This window comes from Runella aurantiaca (genome assembly GCF_003339505.1).
GTDB lineage: Bacteria > Bacteroidota > Bacteroidia > Cytophagales > Spirosomataceae > Runella > Runella aurantiaca.
The window spans coordinates 12,249-30,824 of sequence record NZ_QPIW01000037.1 but is presented as its reverse complement, the minus strand read 5'-3'; the positions used below and the strand labels follow the sequence as shown (position 1 = coordinate 30,824).

The following is an 18,576-nucleotide window of genomic DNA, read 5'->3' as shown; positions in this document are numbered from 1 at the left end:
CCGTCTCTGTAACGATTGTGTATTTTAAAAATTTAAAAAACTAAAAAATGGATTTAGGAGCTTCAATCGTAGGTATGATTGTCATACTTATTTGTATCATTCCGTTTGTTTTAATAAGCATAAATAATCGTAAAAAAGGCGAAAAACTACGCCAAAAGCTTTTCGGATTTGCCGAAAATAGCAATTTTACAATCAGCAGATTCGATTCATGGCATCATTCTAGCATTGGAATTGATGACCAAAATAGCATAGTTTTCTTTACAAGAACCGTAAATGACCAAGCGTTTTTACGACAAATAAATCTTTCTGAAATTCAAAAGTGTCGGGTCATTATCTCACGAAAAACAGCCAGTAATTCGGGTGAAATTGAAAGACTTGAGCTAGCATTTACTTACCATAATAAACAAAAATCAGAGGTTATTTTGGAATTTTATAATGCTGCCTACGATAGTTTGACGTTATCTGGAGAGCTGCAAATGGTAGAAAAATGGGGTAAGATTGTCAATGACAAAATTTCAGTAGTAACCCCTCTGCGATAAATTTCACCTCCCAAACAGGGTAACTTAACGGCTCTGTTTGGGATAAAATTCACCCCCTTCCATTTCAAGATATAAAAAATATGAATTCGTTTTTGACCAAAGTAATCACCCAAACGATTCTTCGCAATAAGAAATCGCTAGGTAACCAACAGAAATATTCCGACTTCGTACTGGCCAAAGGCTTCCGCGAACTCAAGATTAATATTGTCAGGTATTTCAAAGACTTTATCTTGGTTTGCCTCGGCATTGCGTCGGCGGCTTTTGGGTTAGAAAGTTTTTTGATTCCCAATAGTTTCATCGACGGAGGTGCCACTGGTATATCACTTCTTATTACAAAGCTGACGGGTATTCCTCTCGCTGTTTTATTGGTACTTATAAATTTACCGTTTGTTTTCCTCGGTTACATCGTCATCGGCAAACAATTTGCAATCAAAACTGCCCTCGCTATTGCGGGCTTAGCGGTTTGTGTGGCAACCGTTCATTTTCCGGAAATAACCAACGATAACTTGTTGGTGGCCGTATTTGGTGGTTTTTTTCTGGGAGCTGGAATTGGTTTATCCGTGAGGGGAGGAGCCGTGATTGATGGGACAGAAGTATTGGCTATTTTTCTAAGCCGCAAGTTTGGCACCACCATCGGTGACATTATCATCATGATTAACATTGTCATTTTTTCGGCAGCAGCCTACTTTCTTTCCATCGAAACCGCCCTTTATTCAATGATTACGTATTTGGCCGCTTCCAAAACGCTAGATTTTGTCATTGAGGGTATTGATGAATACACGGGCGTTACCATTATTTCGGTTCACAACGAAGAGATACGGCAAATGATTATCAACGAAATGGGCCGAGGAGTGACCGTTTATAAAGGAAAACGCGGCTACGGAAAAAGCGGCGAAACGGGTGAATTTGATATTATTTACACAGTCATTACGCGTTTGGAGCTTAATAAATTGAACACCGAGATTCAAACCATTGATCCCAATTCATTCGTTGTTATGAGCAGTGTAAAAGACACCAAAGGTGGGATGATTAAAAAGCGTTCATTGAAGCACTGATAAAAGTTTGTTGATTAAAGACACCGTTTTGTAGCGCGGGGAGTAGTTGAGGCTACTCCCCTTGAGTGAAAAAGCGTTATTTCTTGCCATTCAACCCTAACTTCAGGGAAATAAACTCTCTTTTTAGCCCCTGAATTTCATTCAGTATTTCTCCAAAGGGTGCTTCTTGTTCGGGCTCGGGAAGTTCAGAACTCATATAAAGACTGAATTCCCAAATCTCCAATACCTCTTCCAATTTTAAATTGTAGGGAGCATAAAGCTTATTTAGGGAGGTAAGGGTCAGGTACGGCTCGGCGGTTTGGGCGGAGGGTTTAGCTGTTATAATTTTGAAAACAATATCTTCTTTGGTGATGATGATATAAGCATTGTTTTCACGTACACTAAACCAGTTATGAACATGAGAGCCAAGTACATACGAGCCATCAGGGATAGGATACATAGAATCTCCTTCTATCTGAAACATCCGAAACTTCCGATTTGTGGGGAGCATTGGTAACCTAAACTGTACTAACTCGGAAATAAAATCGGCGTCTTCATGCCCTCCGCCAATGTAACCTGCTTTGGCTTTTTTCGGCACCAATTCTACGTTATCAAGGTTATCGTTGCCCACTGATATGGGCAGAATGCGTAAGTTGAGGCCCTTGGCATTTTTGAGGTGAGCATTAAAGATTTCATCCAGTTGGCTGGCATTCATGGTTGCCAAATTTTTTCTTACCAACGTCTCCAGACTTACCTTAAAAATATCAGCCAGACGCAGGAGAACCTCCATCGGTGGCATAGAACGGCCGCGTTCGTATTGTGAATAGCTTCCCCGTCCGATTTGTACAGCATCGGCGATGTCATGCTGACTTTTTTGTTCTTTGTTCCTGAGGAAAACCAAGTTTGACGATACGTACATGATACAATTTGTTACGTGACAAATGTACAAATGGTTGGATGAATCCCCAAATAATAGGCGTTCCATAGGTATATAAAAAATATCCCTAAAAAAGCAAGGCGAAAACTTGTATATGATACTTATTGTATCATATATTTGCAACAATAAGTATCAAAACAATCAATCGATGCACAAGCTCAAATCTTTAGCTATACGGTTTTGGGTACAGTCGTCCGAAGTGCTTTAAGTTCAAAAATTAAAACAACAATACGATGGATTGGCGACCCAACAAACGAAATGTATTTAAGGTATGGGATGGGAAAAAGATGCATCTCTCACCCGTCAAGCTTACCCTCGATGGTTTGCCTGTGCAACTTCACATTGACGAAGGCTTGAAACTTATCTTACCAGATGGATCTGCTTTTCAATCTAATCCAAAAATAAAGCGGTTTATCGAACTACAATTTATTGGCTTTAGTGACAAAAACGGTGAAAATCTCTTCGAAGCTGATATTGTCAGCTACAACGGCCAACCTTGCGTCATACTTTGGAATGAGTTTTCTAAAGCCTATCATTTTTATACAGTCAAAGACAATAAACTTCATTTAGAAGGCCCAGTTAGAAGTTCACATGAAAAAGAAATTGAGATACTCGGTAATATTTTAGAGAATCCTGAATTCATAAAACCCTTTCGGGTTCAAATAAACAATTCCTTCAATAATGCCCGACGCATGGCAGGATAGTTGCCTTTACGCCCGTACAGCTTTTCGTTTTTTTTCTCCCATCATTAAGCGGCTTTATGGGATAAATAAATTGTACTCATTTGTATGCTTTTTTCTATAAAATAAATTATTACTTACGATAAGGTTTAATTATCATAGGTAATAATTACTTTTGTTTTTCATTCCTTTTTTGAACCGATGTCAGAAAACGCCGCCTCTCAAAACGTTCCAGCAACTTCAACTAATGTCCAACTTCCCAAAGCGCTTGTTGGAAAAGTCGCTGATTATATCCGCAAAGGCTTGGAAGGGTCAGCCAACACCCAACGGGCGTATAAATCGGATGTACATTATTTTAAGGAATGGTGTAATGAAAACGGACAAACAGAATTCCCCGCCACCGCGGCGACGTTGTCAGCGTACGTTTCACATTTGGCCGATACGCACAAGTGGGCGAGCATCAATCGTAAAATAGCGGCCATCCGGAAGTTGCACGAGTTGAATAATGTAGACCTACCCACCAATGACCGGGCTTTTCAGGCGGTGATGGAGGGCATTAAAAGAACCAAAGGCGTTCGCCAAAAACAGGCTCCAGCTTTTCAAATGAATGAATTAAAGAAAGTTTTACGAACAATGGAGACCGAAACCCACGCTGGTATGCGTGATAAAAGCCTGATTTTATTGGGCTTTGCGGGAGCCTACCGACGTTCAGAATTGGTGGATTTAGACATCGAAAATGTTGAATTTAACGAAGATGGAGCAATCATAACCTTGACCAAAAGTAAAACCAATCAATACGGGGAAGCAGAAGAAAAAGCCTTTTTTTATAGCCCGGAAGCAAGTTTATGTCCCATTAGGAATTTAAAGAACTGGATCATGCGGCTGGAGCGCACCACTGGCCCACTGTTTGTAAGAGTACGTAAAGGCGACCGACTTACGACCGACCGACTCAATGACATGACGGTCTACACTACGGTTAAAAAGTACTTAGGTGAAAAATATTCAGCGCACTCCTTGCGGGCTTCATTTATCACCATTGCAAAAATCAACGGTGCCGACGATTCTGAAATTATGCGACAAAGTAAGCATAAAACGAGTTTGATGATTCAGCGATACACCCGAATTGAGGACATCAAAAAACACAATGCCGCCACAAAATTAGGTCTTTAAAGCCGCCTGAGAATTGTTTATTTTCAGATTCAAAGTACTTAGTCTTGATTTGAACAATTCTCAGGCAGGTTTTAGGCGTATATTTCTACTGATTTACCCTCGTTGCAACCCGCGTTCCAATCAATTCGATGGATTTCATCAGCTTTAAATGTGATAATCCTGCATTGTCCATCTGGAAAGTTAATCGGGAAATACCACCAAGTGCTTCACTGTGACGCAGAATTTTTTCGGCTACTTCTTCTGGATTGCCAATGAGCAACGCCCCTTGCGGGCCTCTTTGGGCGTCAAAATGTTCTCTTCTCACGGGAGGCCAACCCCGTTCTTTACCAATTCGGGTAAAAGTTTCGGCGTAACCCGGATAAAAATCGTCAATGGCTTCTTCGGTTGTATTTGCGACGTATCCTATAGAATGTAAGCCAACTTTTAGTTTATCTGGAGCGTGGCCCGCCCTTCTTCCAGCTTCACGGTACAAATCAATTAAGGGTCGGAAACGGTGCGTTTCGCCCCCAATCACGGCCACCATCAGCGGCAAACCGAGCACCCCCGCCCGTACAAACGACTGAGGTGTGCCGCCTACGCCCAACCAAATGGGGAATGGGTCTTGTTGGGGTCTTGGGTAAATGGGTTGGTTTTTGAGTGCCGGGCGGAAGTTGCCTGACCATGTAACCGTCTCATTGTCACGGATGTTAAGCAACAGTTCTAGTTTTTCCGAGAAAAGCGCGTCGTAGTCCTGAAGATTCAGTCCAAATAGGGGAAAGGCTTCGGTAAATGAACCTCTTCCTACGACCATTTCAGCCCGCCCTTGAGAAATCAAATCAAGGGTTGCAAAGTTTTGGAAAACCCGCACAGGGTCAGCGGCGCTGAGCACCGTAACCGCACTCGTCAAGCGGATTTGTTTGGTGCGGGCTGCTGCTGCCGCCAAAATCAGCGCAGGTGCCGAGTCAAGAAACTCCTTGCGGTGGTGTTCTCCAATGCCAAAGACATCAAGACCTGCCTGATCTGCCTGTTCGATTCGATCCAATAATCGGGCCATTGCCTCCGTACTTGTATTTTCTGCACCCGCCGAGTTGATGGTTACCGAGGCAAAACTGTCAATTCCAATTTCCATATTTTAGTTTACAATTTTGTTGATTTGTTCAATACCAAACACCGTCGTGTCGCTTCTTTTTTGAAAATCGCCGCCACCATATACCAAGTTCAGTTGGGCATCAGGGGCTATTTTTTTGAAATAATGGAGACCTTTAAAAAAATCGTTGTTGATGGTTTTTCCTGATTTTATCTCCACGGCTTTTAGTAGCGTTCCTTCTTGTATCAGTAAATCCACTTCGTTTTGACCGTAATCACGCCAAAAATAAAACCGTGGGCGAGCACCTGCATTGAGCACATCTTTTTGTAACTCATTAATAATCAGGTTTTCAAACAATGTTCCTTTGGCAAAATGTAGGTTTAGGTCATCCGTAGATTTTATCCCTAGTAAATACGCCGCTAATCCTGTATCATAAAAATACACCTTAGGCGTACCCACCACTCGCTTATTAAAATTTTGGTAATAAGGTTGTAAGCGAAAAGCGATGAAAGAAGTTTCCAAGACGGAAAGCCACGAATTCATGGTTTTGTTGTCCAACCCTAGTTCGATTCCCAAACTATTTTGGTTGAATAACTGACCGATTCGGCCCGCCAGTAGCTGAATAAAGCGCTGGAAAAGTCCCAAATCCATAATGTTTTTTATCTGACGAACGTCTCTTTCAATGTAAGTACGCAGGTAATTTTCGTAAAATGTATCCGCATCAATATCATCGACGCGTTTGCGCGGATACGAGCCTTCTCTCAGGTAGTGCTCCCAGTTTTGCGACTGATATTCGGTGTTTTTCAGTTCGTTCCACGAAAAAGGCAAAAGATGAAATACCGCGACCCGTCCCGCCAATGATTGGGTGATTTTTTCCATCAACAGAAAATTTTGCGAACCCGTCAAAATGTATTCTCCTTTGCGGGTTCTTTCGTCAGTATATACTTGCAGGTACGAAAACAATTCGGGTACGTATTGCACTTCATCCAGAATGACTCCGCCTTGGTATTGGGTCAAAAACCCCTGTGGGTCCGATTGGGCAAATTGTCGATTACTCAAATTTTCTAAACTTACATACTGATAGTCTGGTCGTACCATTTTTGCAAGTGTTGTTTTGCCCGACTGCCTTGGCCCAGTTATACTCACAATCGGGTATTTTTCTAACAACGCATTTATTTTAGACGTTAGGTGCCGTTGAATCATTTTTTGTACATTTAGGAATTTAATTCCTAAATGTACAAAAAATCAGCTTTCCTTTAAAAAAACGCCATTGGGAATTACTTTTAATCTAAACCATTCAAGAGATGGCTCCATGTAAAAACGCCCCATCGGAGAAATTAGCCCGTTTCGTAGTATAAGTATGTCTATAAAAGCTTTGTATATATGGTTCGAAATGAGACCGAATCGACTTATTCCATTACCTAAAACACATTTACACGACCTTCTATTTCTGGTATCTATTACCCGGACACTAATTGTATGAAAAAGAGAAATGTAAAGGCTTTATTCAGTCCCATTTTAGTCGTAATTTTTATTGCCTTGGGGTCGGTAGTTGCCCAAAACCAGTCTAAAACAGCCCCTTCTACGAGCAAATTTTTTGAACTCAAAGACAATGACCGAGTTGTTTTTCTAGGAAATTCGATGTTTGAAAATGAATTTCAATATGGGTATTTGGAGTTAGCCCTGACCACGAGGTGGCCGGGGCATAATGTAACATTCAGAAATTTGGGATGGACAGGTGATAATGTTTGGGGAGAAGCCCGGAGTACTTTTACCAATCCGCCGACCCCTTATGAGCACCTCATGCAGCAAATCACCAAAGCACAGCCAACCGTTGTTTTTGTAGCTTATGGTGGTGTAGAGGCACAAGAAGGCGAAGTAGGCCTGCCGCGTTTTAGGGATGGACTTTCCAAGTTACTGGATAAAATTGATTCACTCGGCGCAAAGTCTATATTGCTTTCACCGATTCCTGTCAGGTACGATGATGCCACCGCAAATGTTGAAAAAAGAAATGCAAATCTTGCGATTTACGCTTCTGCCATCGAAAAATTGGCTTCTGAGCGCGGCAAAATGTTTATTGATATTTACAAACCCATTGAAGAAATGAGCAAAAAAACAATCATTTTGGAAAATGGAGTTCATTTAAATGAGGCAGGTTATTATTACTTGGCCGAAGTTTTGGAAAAGAGCCTGGGATTGGATCCACAACCAAAACCAGTCAGCATTGCAGTTACAAAAGATAACGCAGAGGCGGTGGCGACAGCTAAAATACTCGATGCTGATGTAAAGAACGGGATGCTGAAATTTACCACCGAGGAGCGCTTTTTACCCCTTCCGTTTCCGACAAACAACCCCTCGATTTCTACCAAAGGCCAGATAATCAAGGTAACAGGATTGAAAAAGGGATTTTATACCCTGACTGCGGATAATCAGCAAGTGATGACGGCGTCGGAAAAAAAATGGGCCGAGGGGGTTGAGATTACCCAAGGGACATCCTTCAACCAAGTCAGTAAATTGCGGGAAATGATATTGAAAAAAAATGAACAATTCTTTTTTCAGTACCGACCCCTCAATCGAACCTACATTCTTGGGTTTCGCTCGTACGAGCAGGGCCGACACGCCAAGGGCCTCGAAGAGCAAAGCCTCATTATGAAATGGCTAGAAGGACAAATAGCCCTGCACAGCACTCCGAAGCCTATCGTGTATCAACTTGCCCCGGTAAAGTAGTATAAAAGATTTATAAGTTATTATGCAAAAGTTCAGCTTTTTCAACTCGTCCAACACCACAATTGTATTTGTTAAACGGTTTATTTTCATTCCTTTATCTGTGTTGATTACGTCTACGGTTCACCAAGACGACCGCAAGGCAAATCCTGAGCCCGATGTGGAGCGGGAACTTCGTTCGTTTAAAGTAGCAGAAGGATTTGAAGTAACATTGTTTGCCGCCGACCCGCTCGTGGCCAAACCCATACAGATGAACTGGGACGCCGACGGGCGCTTGTGGGTGGTGAGCAGTACCGCCTATCCTCACCTCAAAACGGGAGAAGAAGCCAACGATAAAATTTTTGTAATTGAGGATACCGACGGCGACGGCAGGGCCGATAAGTCGACCGTTTTTGCCGAAGGTCTAATCACGCCTACGGGAATATTGCCCGGGGATGGGGGCGTTTACGTAGCGAATTCAACCGAAATTTTGCATTTTTCCGATACCGATGGCGACGGAAAAGCCGATAAAAGACGCCGTATTTTAAACGGTTTTGGTACGGCTGATACGCACCACCTCATTCATACGTTCCGTTGGGGCCCAGAGGGGCGACTTTATTTTAACCAGTCGATTTATATCTATAGCCACGTAGAAACACCGTTTGGGACTAAGCGCCTCGAAGGCGGTGGCGTGTGGCAGCTCAACCCAAAAAATCTCGACATGGATGTCTATGCCCGTGGGTTGATTAATCCGTGGGGGCTGCAATTTGACCGCTGGGGGCAATCTTTCCTGACCGACGGGGCAGGTGGTGAAGGCATCAATTATGCTTTTCCAGGGGCTACTTTCGTAACCGCTCCTGGCGCGGCGCGAATCATCCGGGGACTGAATCCGGGTCAACCCAAACACAGCGGGCTAGACATTGTTTCGGGCCGACACTTGCCTGAGTCGTGGCAGGGAAGCTTGATTACCAACGACTTTCGTGCCAACCGTATCAATCGGTTCAAACTAGAAGAGCAGGGAAGTGGGTATGCTTCTAAGCAGGTGGAGGACCTGATGTGGACGGACAATGTGGCCTTTCGTCCCGTTGATATTTCGGTGGGCCCCGATGGAGCCATTTATGTAGCAGATTGGTATAACCCCATTATCCAACACGGAGAAGTGGATTTTCACGACCCACGCCGCGACCAGCAGCACGGTCGTATCTGGCGGATTGTGGCAAAAAACCGCCCTTTGGTTAAAAAAACGCAGTTGACCAAAGCTTCCGTGAATGAACTCTTGGAAGCACTCAAACTGCCCGAAGACTGGACCCGGGCCCAGGCCAAGCAGGTATTGAAAGCCCGTGGGGCTACGGAAGTGCTACCCGCCTTGCAAAAATGGGTTCAAAACTTAGATAGAAATGATCCCAATTATGAACATCAGTTGTTGGAAGCACTTTGGGTGTACCAAACCCTCGACACCGTCAATGAACCGCTGCTTTTGACTTTATTGAACGCCCAAAACCACAAAGCGCGCGCGGCAGGCCTGCGGGCCCTTGGGCTTTGGTTTTCCAAAATCACGAATCCAGTTGCCCACTTGACCAAGGCCGTGACCGACCCCCATCCGCAGGTGCGATTGGAAGCAGTCATTGGACTTCGCAATGTAAAAACCGCTGAATCTGCCCGTATGGCGCTCTCAGTATTAGATAATTCGATGGATGAGTTTTTGGATTTTGCGCTTTGGCAAACTGTTCGTGAATTAGAACCGTTGTGGGCCGCGCGTCTGAAAACTACGCCTGATTTCTTTGGAGATGCCAAAAAGACGGTTTTTGCCTTGAAATCAACCAGCAGCCCCGAAGCAGTTGCGCAACTGGCGCAGTTATACCAAGCCGAACGGGTTCTTGAGGAATACCGTAACGATGTTTTGGCATCCATTTCTAAATTTGGTAAGGCGGCAGATTTAGCCATTGTTTTTGGCAAAGCAGTTGAAGGTAACACAACTAAAAATAAACAAGTTGCGGCACAATTAACCGCGCTGGAGGATGCCGCCCGCCGAGGCGCCAAACCATCTGGTGACTTGAATCGCATTACAGGGTTTATTGAAAGTGAGGAGGAAGCAGTTGCCACGGCTGCTATTCGTCTGATTGGTTTTTGGCAAATCAGGGAATTGAACGGTACATTGGTTACTTTGGCCGAAAAGGGGGAAAAGAACCGTCGAAAAGCCGCTCTTGACGCGTTAGTTTCCATGAAAAACGAACAAGCAAGAACTTCCCTGATTGGGCTCACGGGTAGCAAAAAACCAGTTGATTTGAGAGTTGCGGCGGCTTCACGATTGGTTTCGACGGATGCCTCTGAAGCAGCCCGCATCGCCTCGGACCTGTTGCGTACGCTACCAAGTCAAACGGATGTTTCTGAAATATTTAGGTCATTTATTGCTACCAAAGCTGCTACCGTTGCTTTGACCGAAGAATTGAATTTAAAGAAAATCCCTGAACCAATAGCCCTCGCAGCTCGTCAGGTTTTGCAACGCTCAGTCCCTTACAACCGACGAAACAGTGAAGACATTAAAGCCTTTGTAAAAGCATTGGAAGCGTCGGGGGGCGTATTGCCCGTTGAAAAAATGCCGCAGGAATTAAACGAAAAAGAAATCAGCAGTTTGGCAAAAACCGTCGCTGAAACCGCCGACCCTACCAAAGGAGAATTGATTTTCCGTAAAGCAGGGCTTGCTTGTCTCACCTGTCACGCCATTGGGGGAGCAGGCGGCCGCATCGGGCCAGACCTGAGCAGCTTAGGAACCAGCTCGCCCGCCGAGACCATCATCCGCTCTATTCTGTACCCCAATGCCTCCATTAAAGAGGGCTACGAGCTACAACGCATCGTGAAAAAAGACAAAAGTGAGATGATGGGCTACATTGTTAGCAACGGGACCGCCGAAATCATCATCCGCGACGTAACGGGCTCGGAAGTAGCAGTACCTAAAAGTCAAATCAGTGTGGTTGAAAAAATTTCAGGCTCGTTGATGCCTGCGGGATTGACGGCTGGTTTGGACAAAGAAGAATTCAAAAACCTTATCGGTTTCCTTTCCAAAATGGGCGAATCTGGTAAGTTCAGGGTTCCGACGACCCGCTTTGTCCGTCGTTGGAATAGTGTTTCTAACAGCAAGGAGTTGGTCAAAAAAATTCTTGTAGAAGGTCCTAGCTACGTGGTGAAAGACAATGCCAAGCTTACTTATGAGCCATTCTACAGTAAAGTAGCGGGCGATTTGCCCTTGGATGAACTGCCAGTTGTTGAAATAAATGCAAACAAAAAGTACACGTTTATAAAGTTTGATATCGAAGTAGTGAGCAAAGGAAACGTAAACTTAGCTTTTAATTCTACCACAGGTATTACCGCTTGGGTGGGCGGAAAACCGCTTAAACTAACGGAGCGGGGTGGAGCTGCCGACCTTGCACCAGGGATTCATACGTTTACATTGGCATTGGATAGAAGTTTGTTCAAAGACAATGCCTTAAATGTTCAATTGGCTGAAAATGAGGGTGGAGCGGCACAAACACGATTGGTGATGGGCAGATAACAAGACCTGAAAATAACTTAATCTAGCGCAGAGGTTCTGCATAAAAATCATCCCTAACTTTTGGAAAGAAGAGTTAGGGATAATTTTTGTTAACTTTGAAAAAAAACAATCGATGCCGAATCAGGAGCGTATTGAGCAGTTGGAAGCTTATAAAATCAAAGAAAGGTTTATTTTAGATCATTGGGAAGACCGTGAAGTTGAGCCATCGTCGGAGCACACTATTGCACAAATGAGGAATGAAGTGTTGCGTTTTGCCGACTTTTTAATCCACCAACTCAGGGCACAAGTCCCTAACCTTCAAGAGCGTGTACAAACCTATTTTACGGAGTGGGATAATGAAAATTTTAGTCAGGATGAAACGGAGTTTATTGTGGAAGTTGAATACGAAGCCATGCGAATAGCAGGCATCAAAATTGATGATCTTTTGATTTAAGTCCATAGAATTTCCCCAAAAATCACATTTCTCCAACGACTCCTTTTTAATTTTACGGCCAAAGGCTGTCAAAAAATGATTAAAAATATTACGATAGATGAATTTCTTCCTTTAAAAAACGTCATCCCTTTGGCGGACGTTCGAACCCCCGCCGAATTTGAGCAAGGTCATATCCCAGACGCTTATAACTTACCTTTGTTTAGCAACGAAGAGCGCGTTGTGGTGGGTACGACTTATAAACAAATCGGACGGGAAGAGGCGATTTTACTTGGTTTTGATTTGACTGGACCGAAGTGGTCGGGCTTTATAAAACGGGCGTTGGAAATTGCTCCCGAAAAAAAAATCGGCGTTCATTGCTGGCGGGGAGGAATGCGAAGCGGAGCAATGGCCTGGGCACTAAATCTTTACGGATTTGAAGTCTACCTCATAGAAGGGGGCTACAAAAGCTTCCGAAGGTGGGTATTGAATCAATTTGAAAAAACGTATCAGCTTTGGATGGTGGGAGGGATGACTGGGTCAGGAAAAACCAAACTCCTCCACGCGCTTAATGAAAAGGGTGAGCAGGTAATTGATTTGGAAGATTTAGCCCAGCATCAGGGTTCTTCTTACGGGACCATGAACAAAATGGTACAACCCACGCAGGAGCAGTTTGAAAATAACTTTGCCGACCAATTACGCTTGCTCGACTCACAACGCCGAATTTGGGTGGAAGATGAAAGCCTCACCATTGGTAAAATTTTTATTCCCAACCCTTTTTGGCATCAGATGAAAGAGGCCGTTTTGATTAACATTCAGGTGGGATTGGAACAACGTATCAATGCTTTGGCGCAGGAATATGGAGAATTGGACAAAGATTTTTTGGTGGAATGTACCGAAAGAATCCACAAGCGGCTCGGCCCACTCCAAACCAAACAGGCCGTGACGGCTATTCGTGAAAACCGTATGGCGGATTTTGTTCGGCTGGTGCTGGTGTACTATGATAAAACCTATACCTCGGGGCTAGCTAAACGTAAACCCGAAAAACTGTTTACATTTGATTTTACTGATAATGAAATGGCAATTAATGCCGACAAAATTTTAACATTTACCCAAACCCTGCCCATAATGGTGCAGGCATAGCTTACGTCAATGGATAGTTCAACAATAAAACTTACGCAGTACTCTCACGGTGCAGGTTGTGGTTGCAAAATCAGCCCCGCCATTCTTGATAAAATACTTCACAGTTCGGTAGCGGCTCAAACCGATCCTCGACTGCTGGTGGGAAATGACAAACGCGACGATGCAGCGGTGTTGGATTTGGGCAACGGAACTGCCTTGATTTCAACGACTGATTTTTTTATGCCTATCGTGGATGATGCCTATGATTTTGGGCGCATCGCCTCGGCCAATGCCATCAGCGATGTGTACGCAATGGGCGGAAAACCCGTGTTGGCCATTGCGATTTTAGGCTGGCCGATTGATAAATTACCACCAGAGGTTGCCCAAAAAGTATTGGAAGGCTCACGTGCTGTTTGTGCCGAAGCTGGCATTACGTTGGCTGGCGGCCACAGCATTGACTGTCCTGAGCCAGTTTTTGGACTTGCTGTAAACGGAATGGTGAGCATTCCACAGCTTAAACAAAATTCTACTGCAGAGCAGGGGTGTCGCTTGTACCTGACCAAAGCGTTGGGGGTGGGGATTTTATCAACTGCGCAAAAAAGGGGCGTTTTGTTACCAGAAGATGCGGCTATTGCCTTGAAAAGTATGGTTACATTGAATAAACTAGGTGAAGTTTTTGCAAAAATGGAAGGCGTAAAAGCAATGACCGACGTAACTGGTTTTGGATTACTGGGCCACCTTACGGAGATGTGTGAAGGCAGCGGCCTGTCGGCAGAAATTGAATTTGATAAAGTTCCTGTTATTTCATCAATCCCGTATTACCTTGAACTTAACTGTTTCCCGGGCGGCACTCAACGCAACTTGAATAGTTATGGACATAAAGTAGGCCCGCTTACTGAAGAACAAAAATATATCTTGGCCGACCCCCAAACGAGCGGCGGTCTGTTGGTTGCCGTTTCAGAAGAAACTACGGTGGAATTTGAGCAATTATTAAAAGAGTTAGGGCATGAATTTCAATCCTTTGGTCGGCTTAATACGCAGAATGATGGCCCCTTAATTTCAGTTCTGTAATTGATATTTTACCAACATAGCGGGCCAAAAAACATTCGCCCACTACGTTGGTAAAATATAATTGAGAATACGTTACTTTAGATTTCGCTTCAATTCTTCATTTTCTTAAATATACCAGTTTTTAACTTACACTATCATGTGCTCATTTTACAGAAAAGTAAAATATTTAAAATTATAACAGAATTAATCCGTTATAAAATCACATATTATTTAATAAACTTTTACCTAACCTAGATATAACAACGTAGTCGTTGATTCTAAAAAAACAAAATAACATCTTCACCCAATTACATAAACTTAGAAGCCCAAAAATGAAATTGGTATAAATCCAAGTTTGCCATAGTGACCAAAGAGGCAAAACGATTGAACACTCCCGATATTTTTTGGTTCAAACTTAAAATCAAAAATAACTTAACGATTACATCGTACCACAAATTGATAATAATATCCAAACATAAATATCAGTCATTATAATAGTATAGGTAGCAAAATTTGACGTATATACATTATAGTTATATTCTAAGTACCGTTAGATAAATTCTTAACTATTTAAATGTAAATCCTTGGCTAAAGCATTATTTGGAAAATTGTACCCACTAAACAAATACATAATATATACCAAATAGAACAATTCCACTTTCCTAGCTTGATGTATTTTACACTAGAAATATAACTTTTCCCAGAATTTCACCCTGATAACCAGACACTTAGTAAAACAACCCACCTTACTTTAAAAAAAAGTATCTAATAATTTTTAGATTAATACAAATGACACTTGCAAATAGGAATATTTTTCATTTATTTTTGTAGGGGTTTATTTATGCTATACATTGATACTATTTTGTTGTAAAAACACAATTTTTGGCAATTCAGGTTATTGCAATACAAAGCAGTTTAACCTAAATATTGGCCGAAGAGACGAAATTGGTATGAAAAACCTCGCACATGAAAAAAACACATATACTTCTTGCAGAAGGAGAGCCCATTGCAGGGGCTGATCTTAAAGACCAACTACAGGAAATGGGTTACATTGTAACTGGTCCATTTTCTCAGGGTGAAAATGCGGTAAGCTCTTTAAATAACGGTTACCCAGACTTGGTTATTTTGGATATTCAACTGGCAGGAAAATGGGATGGAATCGAAACTGCCAAACGAATACTCACAAAACAGAAGCTACCCATCATATTTTTATCAAGTAACTCTGACGCTGAGACCTTTGCTAAAGCGAAAAATACGGCACCAGTAGCCTTTATGTCTAAGCCTTTCCGCATTCGTGATTTAAAATATACGATTGAATTAGCCATTGAAAATTCAGAAAAAGAACCAAAAGATTTCAAATCCGTCAAAACCCCCGAATGCACTCCGTGCCTCAGCGACCGCCTGTTCATCAAGACAAAAGACCGAATGGAGCGCGTTTTCTTTGATGATATATTGTGGGTTGAAGCCGAAGATTATTATTGTAAAATTATATCAAAAGAAAATGATATTCTGCTTACACAAAACCTGGGCAAATTAAGTGAAGCCCTCGAAAACAGACCCGAATTTATACGAGTACATCGGTCTTTCATTGTCAATCTTAAACACGTAGAGCAAATACGGGAACTACATCTTCATATTGGCACAAAACAGATTCCCTTGAGTAAATCTTCAAAAGAAGAGTTGATGAGCCGACTTAGAAAAATATAGGTAATTTTTCTGCTTATATTAACTCAAAAAGCATTTTTTGACTACTAGAGCTATTTTTGAACCGTTAAATAGTATTTTTCTTTTACCACTCATTACATTATCAAGCCCAAAATGTAGAATACAAATGAATTTTAAAAGACTTGACAAGTCAGTATCTAAAAACAACTGTTTACTGGATAAAAATAGCCATTCACTGAAAATAAACCCACTTTCACTGAAAATATACAAGGTTTTTTACCTTTCTCAAAAAATACATTTGGTCCTAAAAAAGGCATATAAAGTCAATTTTATCCTAAAAAGACACCTATATATTAAAGGCTTATAAAGTTTTGGCCTTCCCTGTAAATTTTAGTGATTAAAAACCGTATCCCTGATGAAGTTCACCATCTTCCCTGTGAATAACATGCAATTCAATGGAAAATAAACGTTCTTCACTGAAAATATTTGGTATTCTTTAGGGTATCCATGATTTTTGATATATCAATGTTAGCATAAAGACTCAAAACAAAGTATTCTCAAACGTTTTAACCCTTCGGCAAGCACCGCTGAAAAACTCTAAATCAATTGTGCTTGGTCCAATAACACTCTTGTGGCAAGCAAATTCATCAATCTATTTTTGTAGGTTATGACCTGATTTGTATTGCCTCTGATTACAAATGTACTCTTTCAATGTGCATTTGTGAAGATGTGCATTTTTTTGACTGTAACCCCTAAACCCGGTAACACTTTTGACCTCATTAATTACAAATTCGAAAAAGAAACTACTGTTTGAAGTTTCTTGGGAAATATGTAACCAAATTGGGGGAATTCATACTGTAATTCGTTCAAAAATTCCATCAATGATGGATAAATGGGGAGATGGCTACATAATGATGGGCCCCTATTTTGCCCAAAAGGCGGTAGAATTTGAACCGATTGATTATCCGAATGATTCCCCTGTTGGCAAAACAGTAGAAAAGTTACGAGGTATGGGATTAACCATACATTGTGGCTATTGGTTGCTGGTTACAGGTAAACCAAGGGTAATTTTATTTGATTTAAACTGTATTTGGTCCAAACTCAGTCACCTCAAAACTGAGTTTCAGGAACAATACAGAGTACAGGACTTTGGGACAGACCCACTTGTAAATCAAGTACTTGCATTTGGCGAATTGATTCAGCTTTTTATCGTCGAATTCATGTCGGTCAATCCCATTTCCAATGAAGTAGTAGTCCATTTCCACGAGTGGATGACAGGTAGTGGTTTGCCAAAATTGTTCGCAAAAAAAGTAAACATCGCCACGGTATTTACCACCCATGCAACCATTTTAGGGCGGTATTTAGCCCAAAATGAACCAGATTTTTATACAAAACTTGAAAAATTTGACTGGCGACAAGAGTCTCGCCGCTACGGGATTGAGGCGCAGGTGATTATAGAACGTATGGCTGCCCAAAGTGCTGGTACTTTCACCACCATCAGTGAAATTACCTCCCAAGAATGCATTCATTTTCTAGGAAGGGTCCCCGATTTGATTACGCCAAATGGCATCAAACTGGAAAAGTTCCCCCTCTTCAAATTAGAAAATCTGCATTTGCAATACCGAAAGCACATTCATAAGTTTATAATGGGCCATTTTTTTCCGAGTTATTCATTTGACCTGAACAAGACCATTTATTTTTTCACGTCGGGTCGATTTGAATATAAAAACAAAGGATTTGATATTACCCTCGAAGCACTTTCTCTGCTTAACACTAAAATGAAGCAGGCGCGTATGGACACTACAGTAGTGATGTTTATCATTACCAATCAAAAAGTTAGGTCGGTCAATGCTTCGGTCATCAATTCACACTCCGTCCTCAATGAATTGGAAGAAACCTGTAAGTCTATTCAAAGGGAAGTTGGCAGTAAGCTCTTCAAGAGTTTTGTGACGGGCGACCAGATTCAATTGCCTAATCTCAATTCTTTTGTGAGTGAATATCTCCAACACCGGAGAGTAAGAACGATTCTGAGCTGGCGCTCTGAAAATCAACCCGCTTTTCTCACCCATGATTTAGCGCAGGAGGATGAAATCACGGATTATTGTCGACAGACCAATCTCCTTAATAATCAGAAAGATAAGGTCAAGGTCGTTTATCACCCCGAATTTATCACTTCTTCCAATCCGCTATTTGGACTTGAATACGGCCAATTTGTGTGTGGATGCCACTTAGGAATTTTTCCGAGTTTTTATGAGCCCTGGGGCTATACTCCCCAAGAATGTGTAGTAGCGGGGGTGCCGACGGTGACCAGTAATTTATCGGGTTTTGGACATTACGTTACCCAAAACATGAAAAATCACGACGACCGGGGTATCTATGTCGTCAATCGAAAATCTCAAACGTATACTGAATCCGTTGAGCAGTTGACAGATATCATGTTTCGGTTTGTCAAAAAAACCCGCCGAAGCAATGAATCAGAGCGCAACCGAATGGAAAATGTACTTGAAAAATTCAGCTGGAACAACATGCGCACCCATTACGACACCGCGCACGAAATAGCCCTGAAAAGAAAAAAAAATATCCCTCATCCCACCGCCTCAGCCGTCGAGGCAAGCGATGTGTATTGAGGTCAAACAGTATTATTAAAGAGT

Annotated in this window: 14 protein-coding genes; 11 read left to right on the top strand and 3 right to left on the bottom strand. The window is 42.1% G+C overall.

Going from position 1 to position 18,576, the window contains the following annotated elements; translation table 11 throughout:
• Positions 1 to 47: 47 nt before the first annotated feature.
• Positions 48 to 539 carry a hypothetical protein gene (locus tag DVG78_RS27330; protein WP_114464188.1) on the top strand — a complete coding sequence of 164 codons (492 nt, stop codon included), beginning with the start codon at positions 48 to 50 and terminating at the stop codon, positions 537 to 539.
• Positions 540 to 619: 80 nt separating this feature from the next.
• On the top strand, positions 620 to 1,594 hold the full coding sequence (locus tag DVG78_RS27325; protein ID WP_114464187.1) for a YitT family protein: 975 nt from the start codon (positions 620 to 622) through the stop codon (positions 1,592 to 1,594).
• Positions 1,595 to 1,670: 76 nt separating this feature from the next.
• Here DVG78_RS27325 and DVG78_RS27320 read toward each other — a convergent pair whose 3' ends face one another.
• Positions 1,671 to 2,558 (bottom strand): XRE family transcriptional regulator, encoded by an 888-nt coding sequence (locus DVG78_RS27320; protein WP_114464185.1) that lies wholly within the window; start codon positions 2,556 to 2,558, stop codon positions 1,671 to 1,673.
• A 185-nt stretch (positions 2,559 to 2,743) separates the two neighbouring features.
• Here DVG78_RS27320 and DVG78_RS27315 point away from each other — a divergent pair, with 185 nt between their 5' ends.
• Entirely contained in the window at positions 2,744 to 3,214 is a 471-nt protein-coding gene (locus DVG78_RS27315) for a YopX family protein (protein WP_114464184.1), read from the top strand.
• Positions 3,215 to 3,391: 177 nt separating this feature from the next.
• Positions 3,392 to 4,360 (top strand): site-specific integrase, encoded by a 969-nt coding sequence (locus DVG78_RS27310; protein WP_114464183.1) that lies wholly within the window; start codon positions 3,392 to 3,394, stop codon positions 4,358 to 4,360.
• An 85-nt stretch (positions 4,361 to 4,445) separates the two neighbouring features.
• Here DVG78_RS27310 and DVG78_RS27305 read toward each other — a convergent pair whose 3' ends face one another.
• Positions 4,446 to 5,468 (bottom strand): LLM class flavin-dependent oxidoreductase, encoded by a 1,023-nt coding sequence (locus tag DVG78_RS27305; RefSeq protein ID WP_114464181.1) that lies wholly within the window; start codon positions 5,466 to 5,468, stop codon positions 4,446 to 4,448.
• Between the two features lie 3 nt (positions 5,469 to 5,471).
• The gene (locus DVG78_RS27300) at positions 5,472 to 6,629 is read right to left on the bottom strand and encodes an ATP-binding protein (RefSeq protein ID WP_114464180.1); all 1,158 of its coding nucleotides are present in this window, start codon (positions 6,627 to 6,629) and stop codon (positions 5,472 to 5,474) included.
• 276 nt (positions 6,630 to 6,905) lie between these two features.
• Between DVG78_RS27300 and DVG78_RS27295 the strand changes: the two genes are divergently transcribed.
• From DVG78_RS27295 to DVG78_RS27265, 7 genes are all read left to right on the top strand, one after another.
• The gene (locus tag DVG78_RS27295; RefSeq protein WP_114464178.1) at positions 6,906 to 8,153 is read left to right on the top strand and encodes an SGNH/GDSL hydrolase family protein; all 1,248 of its coding nucleotides are present in this window, start codon (positions 6,906 to 6,908) and stop codon (positions 8,151 to 8,153) included.
• 22 nt (positions 8,154 to 8,175) lie between these two features.
• Positions 8,176 to 11,679 carry a PVC-type heme-binding CxxCH protein gene (locus DVG78_RS27290; RefSeq protein WP_114464177.1) on the top strand — a complete coding sequence of 1,168 codons (3,504 nt, stop codon included), beginning with the start codon at positions 8,176 to 8,178 and terminating at the stop codon, positions 11,677 to 11,679.
• Between the two features lie 112 nt (positions 11,680 to 11,791).
• Positions 11,792 to 12,112, top strand: coding sequence for a hypothetical protein (locus tag DVG78_RS27285; protein WP_114464176.1), 321 nt, complete (start codon positions 11,792 to 11,794; stop codon positions 12,110 to 12,112).
• Between the two features lie 75 nt (positions 12,113 to 12,187).
• Entirely contained in the window at positions 12,188 to 13,231 is a 1,044-nt protein-coding gene (gene mnmH / locus DVG78_RS27280) for a tRNA 2-selenouridine(34) synthase MnmH (protein WP_114464175.1), read from the top strand.
• A 9-nt stretch (positions 13,232 to 13,240) separates the two neighbouring features.
• A complete protein-coding gene (selD, locus tag DVG78_RS27275; RefSeq protein ID WP_114464174.1) occupies positions 13,241 to 14,281 on the top strand; it encodes a selenide, water dikinase SelD in 1,041 nt (346 codons plus the stop codon).
• 945 nt (positions 14,282 to 15,226) lie between these two features.
• On the top strand, positions 15,227 to 15,967 hold the full coding sequence (locus DVG78_RS27270; RefSeq protein ID WP_114464172.1) for a LytR/AlgR family response regulator transcription factor: 741 nt from the start codon (positions 15,227 to 15,229) through the stop codon (positions 15,965 to 15,967).
• A 728-nt stretch (positions 15,968 to 16,695) separates the two neighbouring features.
• The gene (locus DVG78_RS27265; RefSeq protein WP_114464170.1) at positions 16,696 to 18,552 is read left to right on the top strand and encodes a glycosyltransferase family protein; all 1,857 of its coding nucleotides are present in this window, start codon (positions 16,696 to 16,698) and stop codon (positions 18,550 to 18,552) included.
• Positions 18,553 to 18,576 lie beyond the last annotated feature (24 nt).

Excerpts from the sequence above, each read along its gene's own strand:
- DVG78_RS27325 (WP_114464187.1), top strand. The coding sequence starts at position 620 with ATGAATTCGTTTTTGACCAAAGTAATCACCCAAACGATTCTTCGCAAT.
- DVG78_RS27295 (WP_114464178.1), top strand. The coding sequence starts at position 6,906 with ATGAAAAAGAGAAATGTAAAGGCTTTATTCAGTCCCATTTTAGTCGTA.
- DVG78_RS27300 (WP_114464180.1), bottom strand. The coding sequence starts at position 6,629 with ATGATTCAACGGCACCTAACGTCTAAAATAAATGCGTTGTTAGAAAAA.
- DVG78_RS27270 (WP_114464172.1), top strand. The coding sequence starts at position 15,227 with ATGAAAAAAACACATATACTTCTTGCAGAAGGAGAGCCCATTGCAGGG.
- selD (WP_114464174.1), top strand. The coding sequence starts at position 13,241 with ATGGATAGTTCAACAATAAAACTTACGCAGTACTCTCACGGTGCAGGT.
- DVG78_RS27285 (WP_114464176.1), top strand. The coding sequence starts at position 11,792 with ATGCCGAATCAGGAGCGTATTGAGCAGTTGGAAGCTTATAAAATCAAA.
- DVG78_RS27305 (WP_114464181.1), bottom strand. The coding sequence starts at position 5,468 with ATGGAAATTGGAATTGACAGTTTTGCCTCGGTAACCATCAACTCGGCG.
- DVG78_RS27330 (WP_114464188.1), top strand. The coding sequence starts at position 48 with ATGGATTTAGGAGCTTCAATCGTAGGTATGATTGTCATACTTATTTGT.
- mnmH (WP_114464175.1), top strand. The coding sequence starts at position 12,188 with ATGATTAAAAATATTACGATAGATGAATTTCTTCCTTTAAAAAACGTC.
- DVG78_RS27310 (WP_114464183.1), top strand. The coding sequence starts at position 3,392 with ATGTCAGAAAACGCCGCCTCTCAAAACGTTCCAGCAACTTCAACTAAT.
- DVG78_RS27320 (WP_114464185.1), bottom strand. The coding sequence starts at position 2,558 with ATGGAACGCCTATTATTTGGGGATTCATCCAACCATTTGTACATTTGT.
- DVG78_RS27290 (WP_114464177.1), top strand. The coding sequence starts at position 8,176 with ATGCAAAAGTTCAGCTTTTTCAACTCGTCCAACACCACAATTGTATTT.
- DVG78_RS27315 (WP_114464184.1), top strand. The coding sequence starts at position 2,744 with ATGGATTGGCGACCCAACAAACGAAATGTATTTAAGGTATGGGATGGG.